Annotated in this window: 20 protein-coding genes; all 20 read left to right on the forward strand. The window is 40.7% G+C overall.

Going from position 1 to position 18,040, the window contains the following annotated elements:
• Positions 1 to 19: 19 nt before the first annotated feature.
• Positions 20 to 1,141: a DUF4097 family beta strand repeat-containing protein gene (locus tag M1D60_RS02770; protein ID WP_456277695.1), complete on the forward strand. Its 1,122-nt coding sequence runs from the start codon at positions 20 to 22 to the stop codon at positions 1,139 to 1,141.
• Entirely contained in the window at positions 1,141 to 1,338 is a 198-nt protein-coding gene (locus M1D60_RS02775) for a PspC domain-containing protein (protein WP_456277696.1), read from the forward strand. Before M1D60_RS02770 ends, M1D60_RS02775 begins: the two co-directional genes overlap by 1 nt.
• Positions 1,338 to 1,697 carry a phage holin family protein gene (locus tag M1D60_RS02780; protein ID WP_456277697.1) on the forward strand — a complete coding sequence of 120 codons (360 nt, stop codon included), beginning with the start codon at positions 1,338 to 1,340 and terminating at the stop codon, positions 1,695 to 1,697. The genes M1D60_RS02775 and M1D60_RS02780 overlap by 1 nt, the downstream gene beginning before the upstream one ends.
• Positions 1,698 to 2,002: 305 nt before the next feature.
• Positions 2,003 to 2,938: an HPr(Ser) kinase/phosphatase gene (gene hprK / locus M1D60_RS02785; protein ID WP_456277698.1), complete on the forward strand. Its 936-nt coding sequence runs from the start codon at positions 2,003 to 2,005 to the stop codon at positions 2,936 to 2,938.
• A gap of 275 nt (positions 2,939 to 3,213) precedes the next feature.
• On the forward strand, positions 3,214 to 4,026 hold the full coding sequence (lgt, locus tag M1D60_RS02790) for a prolipoprotein diacylglyceryl transferase (protein ID WP_456277699.1): 813 nt from the start codon (positions 3,214 to 3,216) through the stop codon (positions 4,024 to 4,026).
• Between the two features lie 20 nt (positions 4,027 to 4,046).
• The gene (locus M1D60_RS02795; RefSeq protein ID WP_456277700.1) at positions 4,047 to 4,991 is read left to right on the forward strand and encodes a nucleoside recognition domain-containing protein; all 945 of its coding nucleotides are present in this window, start codon (positions 4,047 to 4,049) and stop codon (positions 4,989 to 4,991) included.
• Complete coding sequence (gene ppaX / locus M1D60_RS02800; protein ID WP_456277701.1) at positions 4,981 to 5,622, forward strand: pyrophosphatase PpaX; 642 nt, start codon at positions 4,981 to 4,983, stop codon at positions 5,620 to 5,622. Before M1D60_RS02795 ends, ppaX begins: the two co-directional genes overlap by 11 nt.
• A gap of 1 nt (position 5,623) precedes the next feature.
• The gene (locus M1D60_RS02805; RefSeq protein ID WP_456277702.1) at positions 5,624 to 6,139 is read left to right on the forward strand and encodes an acyltransferase; all 516 of its coding nucleotides are present in this window, start codon (positions 5,624 to 5,626) and stop codon (positions 6,137 to 6,139) included.
• A 412-nt stretch (positions 6,140 to 6,551) separates the two neighbouring features.
• Complete coding sequence (locus M1D60_RS02810; protein WP_456277703.1) at positions 6,552 to 7,748, forward strand: ATP phosphoribosyltransferase regulatory subunit; 1,197 nt, start codon at positions 6,552 to 6,554, stop codon at positions 7,746 to 7,748.
• Positions 7,745 to 8,371 (forward strand): ATP phosphoribosyltransferase, encoded by a 627-nt coding sequence (gene hisG, locus M1D60_RS02815; RefSeq protein WP_456277704.1) that lies wholly within the window; start codon positions 7,745 to 7,747, stop codon positions 8,369 to 8,371. The genes M1D60_RS02810 and hisG overlap by 4 nt, the downstream gene beginning before the upstream one ends.
• Positions 8,372 to 8,383: 12 nt before the next feature.
• Entirely contained in the window at positions 8,384 to 9,652 is a 1,269-nt protein-coding gene (gene hisD / locus M1D60_RS02820; RefSeq protein WP_456277705.1) for a histidinol dehydrogenase, read from the forward strand.
• A 3-nt stretch (positions 9,653 to 9,655) separates the two neighbouring features.
• Positions 9,656 to 10,249, forward strand: coding sequence for an imidazoleglycerol-phosphate dehydratase HisB (gene hisB, locus M1D60_RS02825; RefSeq protein ID WP_456277706.1), 594 nt, complete (start codon positions 9,656 to 9,658; stop codon positions 10,247 to 10,249).
• Positions 10,250 to 10,879, forward strand: a complete 630-nt coding sequence (gene hisH / locus M1D60_RS02830) for an imidazole glycerol phosphate synthase subunit HisH (protein WP_456277707.1) — start codon at positions 10,250 to 10,252, stop codon at positions 10,877 to 10,879.
• On the forward strand, positions 10,880 to 11,623 hold the full coding sequence (gene hisA, locus M1D60_RS02835; RefSeq protein ID WP_456277708.1) for a 1-(5-phosphoribosyl)-5-[(5-phosphoribosylamino)methylideneamino]imidazole-4-carboxamide isomerase: 744 nt from the start codon (positions 10,880 to 10,882) through the stop codon (positions 11,621 to 11,623).
• Positions 11,613 to 12,371 (forward strand): imidazole glycerol phosphate synthase subunit HisF, encoded by a 759-nt coding sequence (gene hisF, locus M1D60_RS02840; protein ID WP_456277709.1) that lies wholly within the window; start codon positions 11,613 to 11,615, stop codon positions 12,369 to 12,371. Before hisA ends, hisF begins: the two co-directional genes overlap by 11 nt.
• Positions 12,368 to 12,997 (forward strand): bifunctional phosphoribosyl-AMP cyclohydrolase/phosphoribosyl-ATP diphosphatase HisIE, encoded by a 630-nt coding sequence (gene hisIE / locus M1D60_RS02845; RefSeq protein WP_456277710.1) that lies wholly within the window; start codon positions 12,368 to 12,370, stop codon positions 12,995 to 12,997. The genes hisF and hisIE overlap by 4 nt, the downstream gene beginning before the upstream one ends.
• 189 nt (positions 12,998 to 13,186) lie before the next feature.
• Positions 13,187 to 14,551: a tetratricopeptide repeat protein gene (locus M1D60_RS02850; RefSeq protein ID WP_456277711.1), complete on the forward strand. Its 1,365-nt coding sequence runs from the start codon at positions 13,187 to 13,189 to the stop codon at positions 14,549 to 14,551.
• 759 nt (positions 14,552 to 15,310) lie between these two features.
• Positions 15,311 to 16,267: a thioredoxin-disulfide reductase gene (gene trxB, locus M1D60_RS02855; protein ID WP_456277712.1), complete on the forward strand. Its 957-nt coding sequence runs from the start codon at positions 15,311 to 15,313 to the stop codon at positions 16,265 to 16,267.
• A 390-nt stretch (positions 16,268 to 16,657) separates the two neighbouring features.
• The gene (locus tag M1D60_RS02860; RefSeq protein WP_456277713.1) at positions 16,658 to 17,116 is read left to right on the forward strand and encodes an NUDIX hydrolase; all 459 of its coding nucleotides are present in this window, start codon (positions 16,658 to 16,660) and stop codon (positions 17,114 to 17,116) included.
• 62 nt (positions 17,117 to 17,178) lie between these two features.
• On the forward strand, positions 17,179 to 18,039 hold the full coding sequence (gene rapZ, locus M1D60_RS02865; RefSeq protein WP_456279336.1) for an RNase adapter RapZ: 861 nt from the start codon (positions 17,179 to 17,181) through the stop codon (positions 18,037 to 18,039).
• Position 18,040: the final 1 nt, after the last annotated feature.

The raw sequence follows: 18,040 nt of genomic DNA on the forward strand, positions 1-18,040 counted from the left end.
AATATTGGGGTGTGAATGTATGCCGATTTTAGAAGAGCGAAAAAGAATCTTAAAAATGGTGGAAGAAGGAAAGTTAACGGCTGAAGAAGCGATGACTTTGTTAGAAAAGCTTGAAAAGGACTCGCAGGAGATGGAGGAAAAACAGGAATCTTTTATAACTGAGCTTTCGACTCAAGTGAATTGGAATGAAGGGGATTCTGCTTATGAATCAAAGTCAGCCAAATCAGCATCCATTAAAAAGACTGTATTAGATTTCGTTGACAAAGCGTTTAAGAAGATTAAGGATTTTGACCTAGACTTCAATTTTGGTCCAGCTATTTCAGTCAACCATATATTCCAGCATGCTGATGTCTATTTAACCGATGTAGATATTGATGTGGCAAACGGAAGTGTACGTCTAGTTCCCTGGTCAGAAAAGGACGTTCGGGTCGAATGCAATGCCAAGGTATACCAGGTAGAGTCCCAAGAAGAAGCTAGAAAGACATTTCTTCAGGATGTTCTTTTCTCAATAGAAGGTGGCAAGCTTCGTTACGCTGTTCAGAAGAAGAAAATGAAGGTGAATGCGGTGATCTACTTACCGCAGGAACAATATAAGGTGATTTCCGTACGATTGTTTAATGGACAAATCGATGGGGAAAAGTTATTGGTGAAGGATTTTAAAGCGAAAACTGCAAATGGAAAGATAACTTTGGCTCATTTCCAAACAGATAAGCTTGAGGTGGAAACAGCAAATGGACATATTACACTATCCAATTTAGAGAGTCAAAAGGTAGAAGCAGAGACGATTAATGGTACGATCAAATTGGATGGATCGTATAAAAAAGCGGATATGCAGAGCTTTAATGGAAATATTATTTGTACCATTAATGATGCTAGATGTGAAACCATATTAATTAAATCCACTACAGGAAACGTAGATATGTTTGTTCCGAAGCATAGAAGTATTCAAGGTGAAGTGAAAACGAACATTGGTAACATTCAATGTGAGATTCGTGATGTAATGAAAAAGGAAGAGAAGCTTGAGGTCGTTCAAAAGTATCTTAAGTTTACAACACTTCCTGTAGAAGGCACGGATCCTTTAGTGGTTGATGTTGATACGAAGACTGGTTCGGTTATCATTCAAGAAAAAGGAGTAAGGTAATGAATAAACTAACACGTTCTAGATCAGACCGAAAGTTAGCCGGGGTAATCGGTGGACTTTCTTCATATACGGGAATTGATGCCTCCTTGTTAAGAGTAATATTTGTAATTGGATTGATTATGAGTTTTGGAACCTTTGCACTTATTTACGCGATATGGATGTTTGTCGTTCCGAATGAGAGGGATGTGATTTCCTAATGAAATGGATTTCCTCTATTCTCGTTAATAGCTTGGTCCTTATTGTTGTGGCAGGCTATTTTGAGTCATTTTATATTGAGGGGATAGGGGCTGCCATTTTGGCGAGCATTCTACTGGCTGTACTTAATGTTTTAGTAAAGCCGATCCTCATCTTGCTTACTCTACCAGTAACGGTGATGACATTAGGTCTATTCTTATTTGTCATCAATGCGATTACCTTGTGGATTGCCCAATCATTAATGGGAGATTCCTTTGTGATCGAAGGATTCGGAATGGCCATCCTAGCTTCGATTATCATCTCGTTGCTAAATTTATTAATTCAAAAATTTGTGGTAGAGCCTTTTAATAAAAAGGGATAACGATTTTAAAACGTATGTTCTTTCATTGGAACATACGTTTTTGCTTTATAATCAAGGGGAAAATTATGCGCTTCTCGTTAGTCTCCGCCCATGTTTCGGCAAGGAACTATTATGATCAGCCTATCCGAAAAGGAAATGTCCTCGGGAATTGCTAGAATATGTGTTAATCCTTATGTGGTTACTAGGTTGTTAATAAAAGCTGATAGGCTTTTATCCGTATCTTAAATAGTGATACAATATCTCTGTACATAGTTTTCGTAAATAATTATCAATTTTGACTATAGAAGTTGCAGGAGGAAGAATTAATGGTAAAGGTTCGAACGAAGGATTTAATTGAAAAGTTTGATCTTGAATTAATCAGTGGAGCAGAAGGCATTAATCGACCCATTACTACGAGTGATTTATCACGTCCTGGTATTGAAATGGCAGGTTTTTTCACCTATTATCCTGCGGAGCGAATTCAGCTTTTAGGTAAAACAGAAATGTCCTTTTATGATCAGCTACCTTTAGAGGAAAAGAGAAACCGAATGGATCAGCTTTGCACGGATATTACGCCTGGGATTATTATATCTCGAGATATGGAAGTACCACAGGAATTACTGGATGCTTCTGAACGCGAAGCAGTGCCTGTTATGCGTTCAGCCACTAAAACGACCAGATTATCTAGTCGTCTCACTAACTACTTGGAAGGAATGCTTGCTCCAACCACGGCGATCCACGGGGTGCTTGTTGATATATATGGAATTGGTGTGCTGATTATTGGGAAAAGTGGTGTCGGTAAAAGTGAGACTGCCCTTGATCTAGTAAAGCGTGGACATCGATTGGTTGCCGATGACTGTGTGGAAATTCGTCAGGAGGACCAAGGTAATCTTGTTGGGACTGCACCTGAATTGATTCAGCATTTATTAGAGATTCGTGGATTAGGGATTATTAACGTGATGACGTTGTTTGGTGCTGGAGCAGTTCGATCTTATAAAAAGGTGACGCTGGTCGTTAATTTAGAGCTTTGGGATCAAGCCAAGCAATATGATCGACTTGGATTAGATGATGAAAAAATGAAAATTATTGATACGGAAGTAACGAAAATCACCGTTCCTGTTCGTCCGGGACGAAATTTATCGGTTATTATTGAAGTGGCAGCGATGAATTATCGTTTGAAGAAAATGGGAGTGAACGCAGCCGAACAATTTTCAAGTCGTTTAACAGATGTCATTGAAGACGGCGATCATGATGATATGTAAAGACTGTTTTCGTATAGATTGTTGCTATACATAAGGCTATGTTAAAGTAGAGTGTTGATTTTTAGCAGAGTTGATTGAAGTGGAAGGACGCGAGACTCCTGCGGGAGAAGCGTGACAGGTGAGACCCCGGAGGCGCATGCCGAGGAGGCTCACCGCACGCCCCGTGGAAAGCGAGTGTCCTGTAACGAAAATCAACAACAATGTTTAACACAGCCATACATAAAGAGAGCCTATGTAAAATTTAGCTAGAGATTAGGATATAGGAGAGTGGGGAAATGGAGAGTGTTCCACAATTAGACCGGGTCTTTTTAGAGCTAGGTCCGTTTACAATTTATTGGTACGGTGTCATTATCGGGGCTGGAGCGATGCTTGGACTTTGGCTAGCGGTTCGAGAATCGCAAAGGAGAGGTCTTGATAAAGAAGTTTTTATTGATCTAGTACTTTGGGCAATTCCAATCGCGATTATTTCAGCGCGATTGTATTATGTTTTATTTAAACTAGATTATTATCTAGCCCATCCAGCTGAAATCATTATGATTCAGAATGGTGGTTTGGCGATTCATGGTGGGTTAATTGGGGCAATAATCACAGCAGTAATATTTGCGAAAAAGCGTGGAATCTCGTTTTGGAAGCTGGCTGATATTGGAGCACCAAGTATTCTTTTAGGTCAGGCAATAGGACGTTGGGGTAACTTCATGAATCAGGAGGCTCACGGTGGTGAAGTTACTCGTGAGTTTTTAGAAGGCTTGTACTTACCTGAATTCATTGTCAACCAAATGTACATAAATGGTACGTACTATCATCCAACGTTTTTATATGAATCTCTTTGGAGCTTTGCAGGGGTCATTATTTTAATCCTATTGAGAAAAGCAAATCTTCGCCGTGGGGAGTTATTCTTAACTTATGTGATGTATTATTCGGTAGGACGCTACTTTATTGAAGGGTTACGAACAGATAGCTTGATGCTGACGGAGTCACTGCGCATTGCTCAGGTGATTTCAATCGGCTTGATTCTACTAGCGGTTGGCTTATTAATTTTCCGAAGAGTAAAGGGCTATTCTAGTCAACGATACCTAGACAACAAGTAGAGAGCAGAAGGGGAGAGACGATGTTAGGTAGTATAAAACGGGGATTAATTGTTGGGCTAACAACCACGTGGACCTTAGGAAAGGTTATTTTTCCCATTACGATTATCGTGTCAATTCTACAATATACCCCGATTCTGCAATGGGTGATTAAAGGGATTGAACCGTTAATGGGTTGGCTTGGTCTTTCAGGTGATGCAGCCATTCCACTGGTACTGGGGAATTTTTTAAATTTATATGCAGCGATTGGCGCAATTCTAACGCTAGATTTAACAGTAAAAGAAGTATTTATATTAGCTGTCATGCTATCATTCTCACACAATATGTTAGTTGAATCGATGGTTGCCAAACGAGTTGGAGTTAGCGTTTGGTTAACGGTAGTCGTACGAGTTGGTTTAGCAATATTATCGGGGCTTGTCATTAATTTAGTATGGAAGGGTGGCGGTGAGCTCGCCAAGTATGGCTTCATCTCTAAACAGGAAGAGGTCATAACTGGCTGGCTACCCATTCTAATGGATGCTGTCTCCAAGGCGTTGATTGGAATTGTGCAATTAGCGATCATTGTTATTCCATTAATGGTTGTGATTCAAATTTTAAAGGATTTAAAATGGTTAGACACCTTTTCAAAATGGATGTCTCCATTTACGAGAGTGCTTGGTATGAAGGAGAATACGTCAACAACTCTAGCAGCTGGTCTATTATTTGGCCTAGCATATGGTGCGGGGGTTATGATTCAGGCAGCAAAGGAAGATGGCGTGAGCAAAAAAGACTTAACACTGGCATTTATTTTCCTCGTTTCATGCCATGCTGTGGTTGAAGATACACTGATCTTTATTCCACTTGGAATACCCGTTTTACCTTTATTATTAATTCGATTAGTTGTTGCGATTATACTAACAGTGGTTGTCGCCGTGATTTGGAACCGAGTACAACCAGTAGATAGGAAGGAAGCCACTTATGAAAGTTAATACATTATTATTTGATTTAGACGGTACGTTAATTGATACAAATGAACTAATTATATCCTCGTTTTTACACACGTTGGATCATTATTATCCAGAACAGTATAAACGTGAGGATGCCATTTCATTTATTGGACCTCCTTTATACGATACATTTGTTGCAATTGATGAGAGTAGAGTGGAAGAAATGATTACGACATACCGTGAGCATAATCTTTCTCATCATGATCAGCTCGTGACAGAGTTCGAAGGGGTCTACGAAACGATTGAAGCTCTTCATAAAAAGGGGTATAAGCTTGGGATTGTGACAACAAAGCTTCGTCACACTGTCAACATGGGTCTTAAGCTTACCAAGCTTGACCAGTTTTTTGATGTCGTTGTGACATTAGATGATGTGGAGAACGCGAAGCCTGATCCTGAACCGGTTGAGAAGGCGTTAGCTCAGCTTGGTGAAAAGCCAGAAGAGGCAATCATGGTTGGAGATAATCATCATGATATTCTTTCAGGGCAAAATGCCGGCACCAAAACGGCAGGTGTTGCCTGGTCATTAAAGGGTGTCGACTACTTACAATCCTTCAAGCCAGATTATATGCTTCATAATATGAGAGACTTATTAGCGATTTTAGAGGAGAACTAATGTGAGAAGGACGACAAGGTATCCCGTACAGGGTGCCAATTCACTTTGGCAAATATATAAAACCGTTTCATTTTGGAAAGTGGTTAAAAATTTCATTGTCATACAGGTGGCAAGGTTTACTCCGTTTTTGTCTGTGAAGAACTGGTTGTATCGAACCTTTCTTAACATGAAGGTTGGAGAGCAAACTGCATTTGCGCTCATGGTCGTTCCCGATATTATGTTTCCTGAAAAGATTAGTGTCGGCCGTAATTCAGTGATTGGTTATAATACAACGATCCTTGCACATGAATATTTGATTAAGGAATACCGTCTCGGTGATGTGGTCATCGGTAGTGAAGTCATGATTGGTGCCAATTCGACGATCCTTCCAGGAGTCGTAATTGGAGACGGTTCGATTGTTTCAGCGGGGACACTTGTTCATCGAGATGTGCCGCCGGGATCCTTTGTCGGAGGTAATCCAATGCAAGTCATTTATACGAAGGAACAGAGAGAAGCAAGAGAGGCTACAAACAATTAGTTTGTGGCTTTTTCTGTTTCGGTTGGGGAAATAGGGAATAATAGAGGTAATAGAATCGATTTCGGGGTTGATTGGGAAAGTAGATAGAGCAGGAGAAAGGACTGAGCTAGTTTTAGGTTTAGTAGTGGTCACTTATTCTAGCGTTATGCACGATTTTCAGGATATATGCACGTTCTTTATAGATTTCTGCACGATTCCAACGAACTTCTGCACGTTTTTTTAAATATATGCACAAATCTATATCCAACAGAGTCAGTGCCAGCAACAAAATCCCACCATAAAAACCTAGCCCAAAACGGTTGACTCTCCTACTGTTAACGTGTAAACTACAAATAACTTCACTTCTCTACCATATTAGCGAACTAAAGCGTTTCGATCGGAAATAGAGAAGCCTATTTTTTACATAGAAAGGATGTGTGATCTTTTGTCAAAACGAAAGATGTTTGAAAAGCCAGTTGGGATGAGAGATACATTACCGAATTTATATAAATTAAAGAAACAAGCCCGTCACCAAGTTAGTAGTGTGATAGAGGGATTTGGCTATGAATTTTTAGAGACACCGACTCTTGAATATTATGAAACGGTTGGGGAGTCTTCTGCGATTTTAGATCAGCAGTTATTTAAATTGATGGATCAGCAGGGACATACGCTTGTCCTTAGACCTGATATGACGGCACCGATTGCGAGACTTGCTGCTTCAAGATTATATACGGGAGGCTATCCGCTACGGCTTGCTTATGATACGAATGTGTTTCGGGCACAGCAGCGTGAGGGCGGTAGACCAGCTGAGTTTGAACAGGTTGGAGTGGAGCTTATTGGTGATGCTTCCTCCAGTGCTGATGCTGAGGTTATTACATTAATGATTCATTCGTTGATTGAGTCAGGACTATCAGAATTTACGGTTGCAATCGGACATATTGGCTTTATTGATGCGTTATTTACAGATGTGCTCGGAAGTGAGCAGAGAGTTAGCGATATTAAGAGATATTTATATGAAAAGAATTATGTAGGGTACCGGGAGCATGTAAAGAGCTTGCCGCTATCCTCCATTGATCAGGATAGACTTCTCGCTATTTTGCAGCTCCGTGGTGAAGGGGATATTTTACAAAAAGCGAGTCAACTTGTTCAAAATGATCAGGCGAAGCAGGCGGTTGAACAATTACAGCAGCTATGGGATGCCCTTGAGGCGCATGGAGTGACTTCTTATGTAAAGCTTGATGTAAATCTAGTACCACATATGAGCTACTATACTGGAATTTTGTTTGAAGGGTATTCTTCAAAGGTTGGATATCCAATTTGTAGTGGTGGCCGTTATGACCAGCTGTTAGAACGTTTTGAGCGACAAGCAGATGCTACGGGCTTTGCAATCCGGTTGGATTATTTACTAGAGGCTCTCGGTGAAACCAGTAGTGAAGCAAAGCTGGAATGTGTCATTTTCAGTCAAGAGCAAAGAAAAGCAGCTATTGAGTATGCAACGGACCGTCGAAACCAAGGGAAACAGGTTGTGCTTCAGGATCTTAAGGGAGTACGTGATATCGATTCGTTTACAACAAAGTTTAGCGAAGTGACTTATTTTATAGGAAGTGCAGGAAAGGAGAAGCAGCTATGAAATCTTTCCTAACGATTGCGATGCCAAAGGGTAGAATTTTTGAGGAAGCTGTTCAATTAATGAGAAAAGCGGGCTATCCTTTACCAGAGGAATTTGATGAGTCGAGAAAGCTCATCTTAGATATAGAAGAAGCGAACATGAGATTTATTTTAGCGAAACCTATGGATGTGGTGACTTATGTGGAGCATGGAGTTGCGGATGTTGGAATTGCTGGAAAGGATGTCATGATGGAGGAAGCGCGCGATGTGTATGAGGTCCTGGACTTGAAAATCAGTAAGTGCCATCTTGCTGTTGCTGGCTTACCAAATACCGTAATTCGTGATGTGGCTCCAAAGGTTGCTACTAAATATCCAAATGTTGCAGCTAGTTATTTTAGAGAGCAGGGCGAGCAGGTTGAGATTATTAAGCTCAATGGTTCAATCGAGTTAGCTCCATTAATTGGGTTAGCAGACCGGATTGTTGATATTGTGTCAACAGGACAAACATTAAAGGAAAATGGGTTAGTTGAGCTTGATCGTTTTGCTGATATTACATCAAGGTTGATTGTTAATCCAGTTAGCTACCGGGTGAAGGATCAAGTTATTGATGAGCTTGTTGAAAAGCTATCAAGAGTCATTGAATAGGAGGTGGAATCAATGAAAGTCGTTATAAATCCAAACACAGCTTCATTAAAACGGACGATTGAGCAAGGGACAGATGAGCAACGTTTAGCCGTTTTAGATATCATCACCGAGGTGAGAAAAAGCGGGGATGAAGCTCTTTTTTCCTTCACTGAAAAGTTTGACCGAGTAATACTAGATTCATTAAAGGTCTCAAAAGCCGAAATCGAACAGGCTTATGAGGAGCTAGATGAAAGCATGCTACCGATTATCCGTGAGGCAGCTGCAAATATTAAGGATTACCACCAGCGTCAAAAACGTGAATCATGGATTACGACGGAGGAGAATGGAACGATTTTAGGACAAAAAATTACGGCTTTAGATTCGGTAGGCGTTTATGTTCCAGGTGGACTTGCCGCTTATCCTTCTTCTGTCTTAATGAATGTGACTCCAGCTTTAGTTGCTGGGGTGAAACGAATTGTTATGGTGTCACCACCTCAACAAAACGGTACATTACCTGCAGGTGTGCTTGTAGCAGCCAATGAACTTGGTGTCGAAGAAATTTATAAGGTTGGTGGAGCGCAGGCAATTGCGGCTTTAGCATATGGAACAGATTCCATCGCTAAAGTTGATAAGATTGTCGGACCGGGGAATATTTACGTCGCATTAGCTAAGCGTGAGGTATTTGGACATGTTTCAATCGACATGATTGCTGGACCTAGTGAAATTGTTGTGCTTGCTGATGAAACGGCAAGAGCGGCTGAGGTTGCCGCTGATCTAATATCTCAAGCTGAGCATGACGAACGAGCTTCTAGTGTTCTTGTTACGACATCAGAAAATCTGGCAAACGAGGTAAAGGAAGAGGTAGAAAAACAGCTTCAAACGCTCCCACGTGAAAAAATTGCTAGAGTATCGATTGAGAACTATGGTGCCATTTATGTAACGGAAACGTTAGAGAATGCGATCCAGCTTGTCAATGAATTAGCCCCTGAGCATTTAGAGGTGTTAACGGCTAGTCCTATGGATGTGTTAGGGAAGATTCAACACGCAGGAGCGATTTTCTTAGGAAGATATAGCTCAGAGCCTGTAGGGGATTATTTTGCAGGACCGAATCATGTTTTACCAACGAATGGAACAGCTAGGTTTTCAAGCCCATTGAATGTAGATGATTTCACGAAAAAGTCTAGTATTATTTCTTATAGTGAAAAGGCAATGCAAGAGAATGGACGGAAAATCGCTGCTTTTGCAAGATTAGAAGGTTTAGAAGCACATGCACGTGCTGTAGAATATCGACTGGAGGATTAAATCATGTCACAAACTCGTCAAGCTCATATCGAGCGAAATACTAATGAAACTCAAATAACTCTTGAATTTAACATTGATGGAGAAGGCCAATCTACTTTAGATACGGTCGTTCCATTTATGACACATATGCTAGATTTATTTACAAAGCATGGCCAATTCAACCTGACTGTTGACGCAAAAGGTGATGTGGAGGTAGATGATCACCATACAACAGAGGATATTGGAATTTGTTTAGGAATTGCTTTAAAAGAAGCATTAGGGGATAAAAAAGGAATCAAGCGTTACGGTAATGCTTTTGTTCCGATGGATGAGGCTTTAGCTCAAGTGGTTGTTGATTTAAGCAATCGTCCTCATTTAGAGTTCCGTGCAGATTTTCCAAGTCAAAAGGTAGGAACGTTTGATACCGAGCTTGTTCACGAATTTTTGTGGAAGCTAGCACTTGAAGCAAGAATGAACTTACATGTAATCGTTCATTATGGCCATAACACACACCATATTATTGAGGCGATTTTTAAGGCGTTAGCGCGTGCGTTAGATGAAGCTACAACCATTGATCCTCGTATTAAGGGAGTTCCATCTACGAAGGGAATGTTATAAATGATTGGCATTATCGATTATGGAATGGGAAATTTGTATAGCGTTAGTAAAGCGTTAGAGCGCTTGGAATATGACTATGTACTTTCTAGTGATGTGAAGGAGCTGGAAAAAGCAAAAGGGCTTATTTTACCTGGTGTAGGATCCTTTAAGGATGCAATGGGGATTTTGAATGAAACAGGTCTAACTGGTTTTATTAAGGAACAGACCGAAGCTGGTAAACCGTTACTTGGAATTTGCTTAGGGATGCAGTTGTTATTTGAGGAAAGTGAAGAAAATGGCTTAACAAAAGGGCTAGGCTTATTAGAAGGTCGTGTGGCTAGATTTCCAGGAGTAACAAACACAGGTGAAAAATATAAGGTACCACATATGGGCTGGAATCGTTTAGCGTTTCACCAAGAAAATCCGTTACTAGCTGATTTAGAGGAAGGTCATGTTTATTTTGTACACTCCTATTTTGTTGACACGGTAGATCCTGTCGTTTTGGCTAGTAGTTCATATGATGTTCAGGTGCCGGCGATTGTGGGACGGAAAAATGTATTGGGGACACAATTTCATCCAGAAAAAAGTGGTGACCTTGGTGTAGCCATTCTTAAAAATTATGCAGCGATTGTGGAGAAGGGAGGGCTTTAATTGACTAGTTTTACAGTATATCCTGCGATTGATATGCGTGGCGGGAAGTGTGTAAGGTTAATACAAGGTGATTATAACCAGGAAACCGTTTATGGGGATTCACCATTTGATATGGCTTCTTTATTTGCAGAGCAAGGGGCTAGCTGGATCCATATGGTGGACTTAGATGGGGCAAAGGCGAAAAAGAGAGTGAATGATCAATATGTACTACAGGTTGCGAAGGAGCTACCTGCTAAGGTACAGATTGGTGGCGGAATTCGTACTCATGAAGATGTTGAGTATTATTTAAGTCAGGGTGTCGACCGAGTTATATTAGGAAGTGCTGCTATTAATAGCCCTGAATTTGTAAAAGAAATGCTACGTACATACGGCGCGAAAATAGCCATCGGAATCGATGCAAAGGATGGGTATGTTGCAACTGAGGGTTGGATTGAGACTTCGACGATTAAAGCAACGGATTTGGCACTTGAATTAGTACAGCATGGTGCGGAAACGTTTATTTTCACGGATATTGCGACCGATGGAATGCTATCTGGTCCAAATGTAGAGGCAGTTTCGGAGCTTGCTAGAATCACTGGGAAAACGGTGATTGCTTCCGGAGGGGTAAGTTCTCTTGCGGATTTAAAGAAGCTAAGAGAGTTTACTTCGGTTGGTGTTGGTGGCGCTATTGTAGGGAAGGCCCTGTATACGAACCAATTTACCGTTGCAGAAGCAGTAAAAGAGGTGGAATACGATGCTCGCTAAACGAATTATCCCATGCTTAGATGTGAAGGATGGTCGTGTCGTAAAGGGGGTTCAATTTGTTGAACTCCGTGACGCGGGTGATCCGGTTGAGCTAGCGAAGTTTTACGATCAAGAGGGTGCTGATGAGCTAGTGTTCCTTGATATTTCGGCTTCACATGAAGGACGTAAAACAATGGTAGAAGTAGTCGAGCAAGTGGCTGCACAACTCGCCATCCCGTTTACGGTTGGAGGCGGAATTAATGCGTTAGAGGATATGAAACGAATCTTAAGAGCAGGTGCTGATAAAGTATCGGTTAACACAGCTGCCTTAGTCAACCCTGACTTAATAAATGAAGGGGCCGATTTCTTCGGATCCCAGTGTATTGTTTGTGCGATAGATGCCCGTTATGATGAAGAGCTAGGTTCATGGCGTGTTTACACTCACGGTGGTCGTAAACCAACGGAGTGGGAAGTTGTCGATTGGGCAAAGGAAGCAGTTCGTCGCGGAGCGGGAGAAATTCTATTAACGAGCATGGATAAGGACGGAGAAAAATCCGGCTTTAATTTGGCATTAACAAAGGCAGTTAGTTCGGCTGTGACCGTTCCTGTTATTGCCTCAGGTGGGGCAGGATCTGCTGAACATTTTGAGGAAGCCTTTGATGAGGGGTTAGCAGACGCAGCATTAGCCGCTTCGATTTTTCACTACAAGGAGACATCTGTGAAGGAAGTGAAGCAGTACTTACGTGAAAAAGGAGTGACAGTAAGGTGAAGATTGATCAAATTAGTTTTGATGAAAAGGGCTTAGTACCTGCGATTGTTCAGGATGCAGTCAGTAAGGAAGTATTAACATTAGCTTATATGAATGAGGAATCTCTTCAAAAGTCAATTGAAAGTGGAGAAACTTGGTTTTATAGTCGTTCTAGACAGGAGCTGTGGCATAAGGGTGCAACATCCGGTCATACTCAAAGAATTGTTTCAATGAAATACGATTGTGATCAGGATGCCATTCTAGTTGGAGTCATTCCAGCTGGCCCTGCTTGTCATACGGGAGCTTATTCTTGTTTTAATGATGTATTGGTTGGAGAAAAGAAGGAAGCTAGTGGTAGTGACCGTTTTTCCATCATCAATGAGCTGGAGCAAGTCATCGCGGCTCGTGAAAAGGAACGTCCAGAGGGTGCTTATACAACCTATTTATTTGAAAAAGGTGTTGATAAAATTCTCAAGAAGGTCGGCGAAGAAGCTGGTGAGGTCATTATCGCAGCTAAAAACCGTGATCATGAGGAGCTTACTTGGGAAGTTTCTGATCTTCTGTATCATTTACTCGTTCTTCTCAGGGAGCAAGACCTTCCACTAGATCGTGTCTTAGAAGCGCTTCAACAAAGACATAAAAAATAAACCGAATGGCCGGTTATCGGCTATTTGGTTTATTTTTTTGTAAGGGGGAAGAATTCACGAGAGAATCGACATTGTTTGACAAAAATCGGGTGGTGACTGGCACTTAAAAAGTGTGTTATAATTAATACTCATGAAAAGGTTCGTGTAGATAAAAAATTTTAGGGTTTTGTAAAGGGAATGGAGGAAGGAATGAGTAAACAGGTTGGAGCAACTAGGGAGAAAGCAAATGCAGTGGTTATTCCCTTCCACTTAGATGGAGATTTTTTTTATAAGAAGGGCTTGCGAGCCTATCGAAATAGAGATTTTGAGCGGTCAATTCAGCTTCTAAAGCGTGCTCATGAGCTAGAACCAGAGGAACCGATAATTCTTTGCCAGCTTGCTGCGGTCTTATCAGAAGTCGGAGAATATCAGCTTTCTACTGAATATTTACGAATTGTCGTAACTGAACTTGATCCTGATATGGTCGAGTGCTATTATTTCATCGCTAATAATTTTGCTCACCTTGGTTTATTTCAAGAGGCTAAAAGACATGCGCTAAAATATATGGAACTTTCACCGGATGGTGAGTTTTTAGAGGATACGGAAGATTTGTTAGAACTTTTATCACTAGATAGTGATGATTCGGAAGATGATGAGGATGACCTTATCTTTTTACAGGACCACGCGCGCGAGCTCATGGAAAAAGGAGATTTTCACGGGGCTATTGATATTCTTCATGAGTTAATTGATGGGCATCCGCAATTCTGGTCAGCCTATAATAATTTAGCGTTAGCTAATTTTTACATCGGAAATTCAGATGAAGCATTGATTATTTTAGAGGATATTTTAGAAAAAAATCCAGGTAATCTTCATGCATTGTGTAATAAGGTAGTCATTCATTTTTATTTACGAAATGATGAGATGGTCAATAACTTAGTTGACCATTTAAAGGTAGTCCATCCGATGTTAATGGAACACCGTTATAAACTTGGTGCTACTTTCGGAATGGTCGGACGCTATGACTTAGCGTTTCAATGGCTTCTTTCCTTGAAAAAGACTGGCTATGACGGTGATGCAACGTATTTTTATTGGTTAGCTCAATCTGCTTATCACATGAAGCATGAGCAACTGGCACAATACAGCTGGAAAAAGGTATTACTCCTTTCGCCTGAAAAGAAGGGAAGCGCCCCTTGGGAACAATCTTTGCCACTTGAAGAAAAAGGCGATGATGAGCTACTTAGCTATTATCTTCAGTTAAAAGAGAAAAACCAAACCGTTTCTGTGAAGTCATCACATTATCAAAAAGGAATTCTGGTAGCAGATCTCCTATATACGAGATATCAGCATGACCGTAGTAATCTCTCAACGATTCTCTCTCAATGGTTTCAGGTGATGCCACAGCTATCTGAAAAGAAGCTAATCAACACACCAGCACTTGCAGCTGCAATCGAGTACTTATTCCTTGATGAGATTGGAAAAGCAACCACACAGGCTGCCGTATCACGTACTTATAATATCTCCAGTGCCACGGTCAGAAAGTACATTTATTTATTAAGTTCATATAGAAATGGGTAAAGAGACTGCCGTGGTGGCAGTCTTTTTATTGTGGATATTGAATGGATGAGGCGGATGAAGGACAATTCGAGCAGGGTGTAGAGGGGGAATGTCCTTCATGAGGTGGATGAAGGACAATTCAAGCAGGAGGAAGAGTGGAATTGTACTTCATGAGGCAGATGAAGGACAATTCAAGCCGGAAGTAGAGGGGAAGTGTCCTTCATAAGGTGGATGAAGGACATTTCAAGCAGGAAGTAGAGTGGAATTGTCCTTCATAAGGTGGATGAAGGACAATTGAAGCCGGAAGTAGGGGGGGATGTCCTTCATAAGGCGGATGAAGGACAAATCAAGCAGGAGGAAGAGGGGAAATGTCCTTCATAAGGCAGATGAAGGACAATTCAAGCAGGAAGTAGAGGGGGAAAGTCCTTCATGAAGCAGATGAAGGACTTTCCAGCACTGAAACAGAGAGAAAATGTCCTTCAAGCTAATAACAAATACCATAATCGCACGACTCGCGTTATCAAAATGAGATATAATCGCACGACTTTGCACGATAATTGCACTCAAACTCAAACTAATTGCACAAAACCAGTTTAGAACCTATCAGTCAGTCATCCTCACAAAACAAGTTTGACTAACACTTCACAAAAAAACTTATCCAACCACCTCTCCTAATTTGAGCATATATATGGACGTTTTCGGCTGTGTTTTATAGGATAATAGTAGAACGTCGAGTTCATATTAAGGTATATGGAGATTTTGGACAAAGGAGTGAGAGTAATGTCTGAAGAAAAAATTTATGATGTGATTATTATTGGAGCTGGTCCTGCTGGAATGACAGCAGCTGTATATACATCACGTGCCAATTTAAGTACGTTAATGCTTGAACGTGGGGTGCCAGGTGGGCAAATGGCAAACACGGAAGAGGTTGAAAACTATCCAGGCTTCGATCATATTTTAGGTCCTGAGCTTTCAACGAAAATGTTTGAGCATGCTAAGAAGTTTGGCGCTGAATATGCTTACGGTGATATTAAAGAAGTCATTGATGGAAAAGAATATAAGACCGTTATTGCTGGGAAGAAAGAGTTTAAAGCAAGAGCTGTAATCATTACAACCGGTGCAGAGTACAAGAAAATCGGTGTACCAGGAGAAAAAGAGCTTGGTGGACGTGGCGTATCCTACTGTGCAGTGTGTGATGGAGCTTTCTTTAAAGGGAAAGAGCTAGTTGTTGTAGGTGGAGGAGACTCTGCAGTTGAGGAAGGTGTGTATTTAACACGCTTTGCTTCAAAAGTAACGATTGTTCACCGACGTGATACATTACGTGCTCAAAAGATCCTTCAAGAACGTGCCTTTGCCAATGACAAAATTGATTTTATCTGGAACCATACGATCAAAGAAATTAATGATCAAGATGGAAAAGTTGGAAGTGTTACATTAGTAAATACAGAATCAGGTGAGGAGCAAAACTTCTCAGCTGACGGTGTGTTCATTTATATTGGTATGCTTCCTTTATCAAAGCCATTCGAAAACCTAGGTATCACAAATAACATGGGTTATATTGAGACAAATGAACGAATGGAAACAAAGGTAGAGGGTATTTTTGCAGCTGGTGATGTTCGTGAAAAGACATTACGTCAAATTGTAACTGCTACTGGTGATGGTAGTATTGCTGCTCAAAGTGCTCAGCATTATGTCGAAGAGCTTGTAGAAGAACTGAAGCAAAAGGTAAGCGAATAAACAGCTTGTCCAAATAATTTACAAATAGTAATGATGTTTTAACTCTCTTGTAACACGAGTGAAACATTGATGGGGTATTATAAAAGTAAGTAATTGACCCCCTTTTATAGATATACTTTGGCACGGGATTATTCCCGTGCTATTTTTTTACCTTTTTACATATTTCCAGAATTATTGCACATTCCGGAGACCTTATTCATTTCGGAGATCTAATCACCAGCGGAATGCAGTGTTCTTGAATAAAGGTCCTTCATTCACAGGTAGTCTACAAAAGTTAACACCATATTCAAGTTTCGTTCATTGTTACAATATTTAAATAATAGTATAATGAATAGAAAAAGCTAAGAGTATAAATAGTATAATAGCACCTAACCTAAAGAGGTGAACGATATGCAAAGAGTGACGAACTGTGTGTTGCTAAAAGGCGACCAAATTCTTTTGTTACAAAAGCCAAGTCGCGGTTGGTATGTAGCACCTGGTGGGAAAATGGAACAAGGGGAATCGGTCCGAGATACGGTGACTCGTGAGTTTCGTGAAGAAACAGGAGTGTTTATCAAAAATCCTACTCTCAAGGGAGTTTTTACGATCACAATTCAGGATCATGGACAAATTGTTTCTGAGTGGATGATGTTTACGTTTCTTGCGACAGACTATGATGGTGAGAATGTAGCTGAGTCTGAAGAGGGGACTGTGTCCTGGCACGATCTTGAACAGGTATCCTCCTTGCCAATGGCACCTGGTGATTATCATATCATTGACTATGTGGCAAAAGGAGCCGGGATGATCTACGGAACATTTACATATACGTCTAATTTCGAATTACTAGCCTACCGTTTAGATCCGAGCTAAAGTGAACTTTACTATCGTAAGGGGGAAAAAAGTTGAGTACAGGGCCGATTCAAGATGTACAAATGGTCATTATTACAGGAATGTCTGGAGCCGGTAAGACAGTCGCCATCCAAAGCTTTGAAGATTTAGGGTACTTCTGTGTAGATAATTTACCACCAACTCTACTACCGAAATTTTTAGAGCTTATGAAAGAGTCAGGGAACAAGATGAATAAGGTAGCCCTCGTTATGGATTTGCGAGGTCGAGAATTCTTCGACAGCCTTTTTGAGGCTCTCGATGATATTGCCGAAAAATCATGGATTACTCCACAAATCTTATTCTTAGATGCAAAGGATGCTACTCTTGTAACGCGTTACAAAGAAACAAGACGGTCGCATCCATTAGCTCCTTCTGGTTTACCTCTTGAAGGAATAGGGCTTGAAAGAGAGCTTTTAGAGGAATTAAAAGGGCGAGCTCAGCTTATTTTTGATACAACTGAATTAAAGCCTAGAGAGCTTCGTGAGAAAATCATTAAACAATTTGCTACTCATAGTAAGCAGGTATTTCAGGTCAATGTTTTATCTTTTGGTTTTAAGTACGGAATTCCAATTGATGCTGATTTAGTATTTGATGTTAGATTCCTACCTAATCCCCATTATATTGAGCATATGAGACCTCAAACCGGGTTAGATGAAGAAGTGTCTACCTATGTTCTAAAATGGAATGAGACCAATAAATTTCTAGAAAAGGTCATTGATTTATTAGCCTTTATGCTTCCACAATATAAACGTGAAGGTAAGAGTCAGCTTGTGATTGCCATAGGCTGTACAGGTGGGCAGCATCGCTCGGTTGCTTTATCTGAAAAAATTGCCCAACACTTTGGTTCTGAGTATCGGACACATGTTAGCCATCGTGATATTGAGAGGAGAAAGGAAAGTCGATGAC

The sequence above is a fragment of the Bacillus sp. AK128 genome (assembly GCF_053903075.1).

Coding starts and splice junctions, on each gene's coding strand:
- M1D60_RS02770 (WP_456277695.1), top strand. CDS start 20: ATGCCGATTTTAGAAGAGCGAAAAAGAATCTTAAAAATGGTGGAAGAA.
- M1D60_RS02775 (WP_456277696.1), top strand. CDS start 1,141: ATGAATAAACTAACACGTTCTAGATCAGACCGAAAGTTAGCCGGGGTA.
- M1D60_RS02780 (WP_456277697.1), top strand. CDS start 1,338: ATGAAATGGATTTCCTCTATTCTCGTTAATAGCTTGGTCCTTATTGTT.
- hprK (WP_456277698.1), top strand. CDS start 2,003: ATGGTAAAGGTTCGAACGAAGGATTTAATTGAAAAGTTTGATCTTGAA.
- lgt (WP_456277699.1), top strand. CDS start 3,214: ATGGAGAGTGTTCCACAATTAGACCGGGTCTTTTTAGAGCTAGGTCCG.
- M1D60_RS02795 (WP_456277700.1), top strand. CDS start 4,047: ATGTTAGGTAGTATAAAACGGGGATTAATTGTTGGGCTAACAACCACG.
- ppaX (WP_456277701.1), top strand. CDS start 4,981: ATGAAAGTTAATACATTATTATTTGATTTAGACGGTACGTTAATTGAT.
- M1D60_RS02810 (WP_456277703.1), top strand. CDS start 6,552: ATGTGTGATCTTTTGTCAAAACGAAAGATGTTTGAAAAGCCAGTTGGG.
- hisG (WP_456277704.1), top strand. CDS start 7,745: ATGAAATCTTTCCTAACGATTGCGATGCCAAAGGGTAGAATTTTTGAG.
- hisD (WP_456277705.1), top strand. CDS start 8,384: ATGAAAGTCGTTATAAATCCAAACACAGCTTCATTAAAACGGACGATT.
- hisB (WP_456277706.1), top strand. CDS start 9,656: ATGTCACAAACTCGTCAAGCTCATATCGAGCGAAATACTAATGAAACT.
- hisH (WP_456277707.1), top strand. CDS start 10,250: ATGATTGGCATTATCGATTATGGAATGGGAAATTTGTATAGCGTTAGT.
- hisF (WP_456277709.1), top strand. CDS start 11,613: ATGCTCGCTAAACGAATTATCCCATGCTTAGATGTGAAGGATGGTCGT.
- M1D60_RS02850 (WP_456277711.1), top strand. CDS start 13,187: ATGAGTAAACAGGTTGGAGCAACTAGGGAGAAAGCAAATGCAGTGGTT.
- trxB (WP_456277712.1), top strand. CDS start 15,311: ATGTCTGAAGAAAAAATTTATGATGTGATTATTATTGGAGCTGGTCCT.
- M1D60_RS02860 (WP_456277713.1), top strand. CDS start 16,658: ATGCAAAGAGTGACGAACTGTGTGTTGCTAAAAGGCGACCAAATTCTT.
- rapZ (WP_456279336.1), top strand. CDS start 17,179: ATGGTCATTATTACAGGAATGTCTGGAGCCGGTAAGACAGTCGCCATC.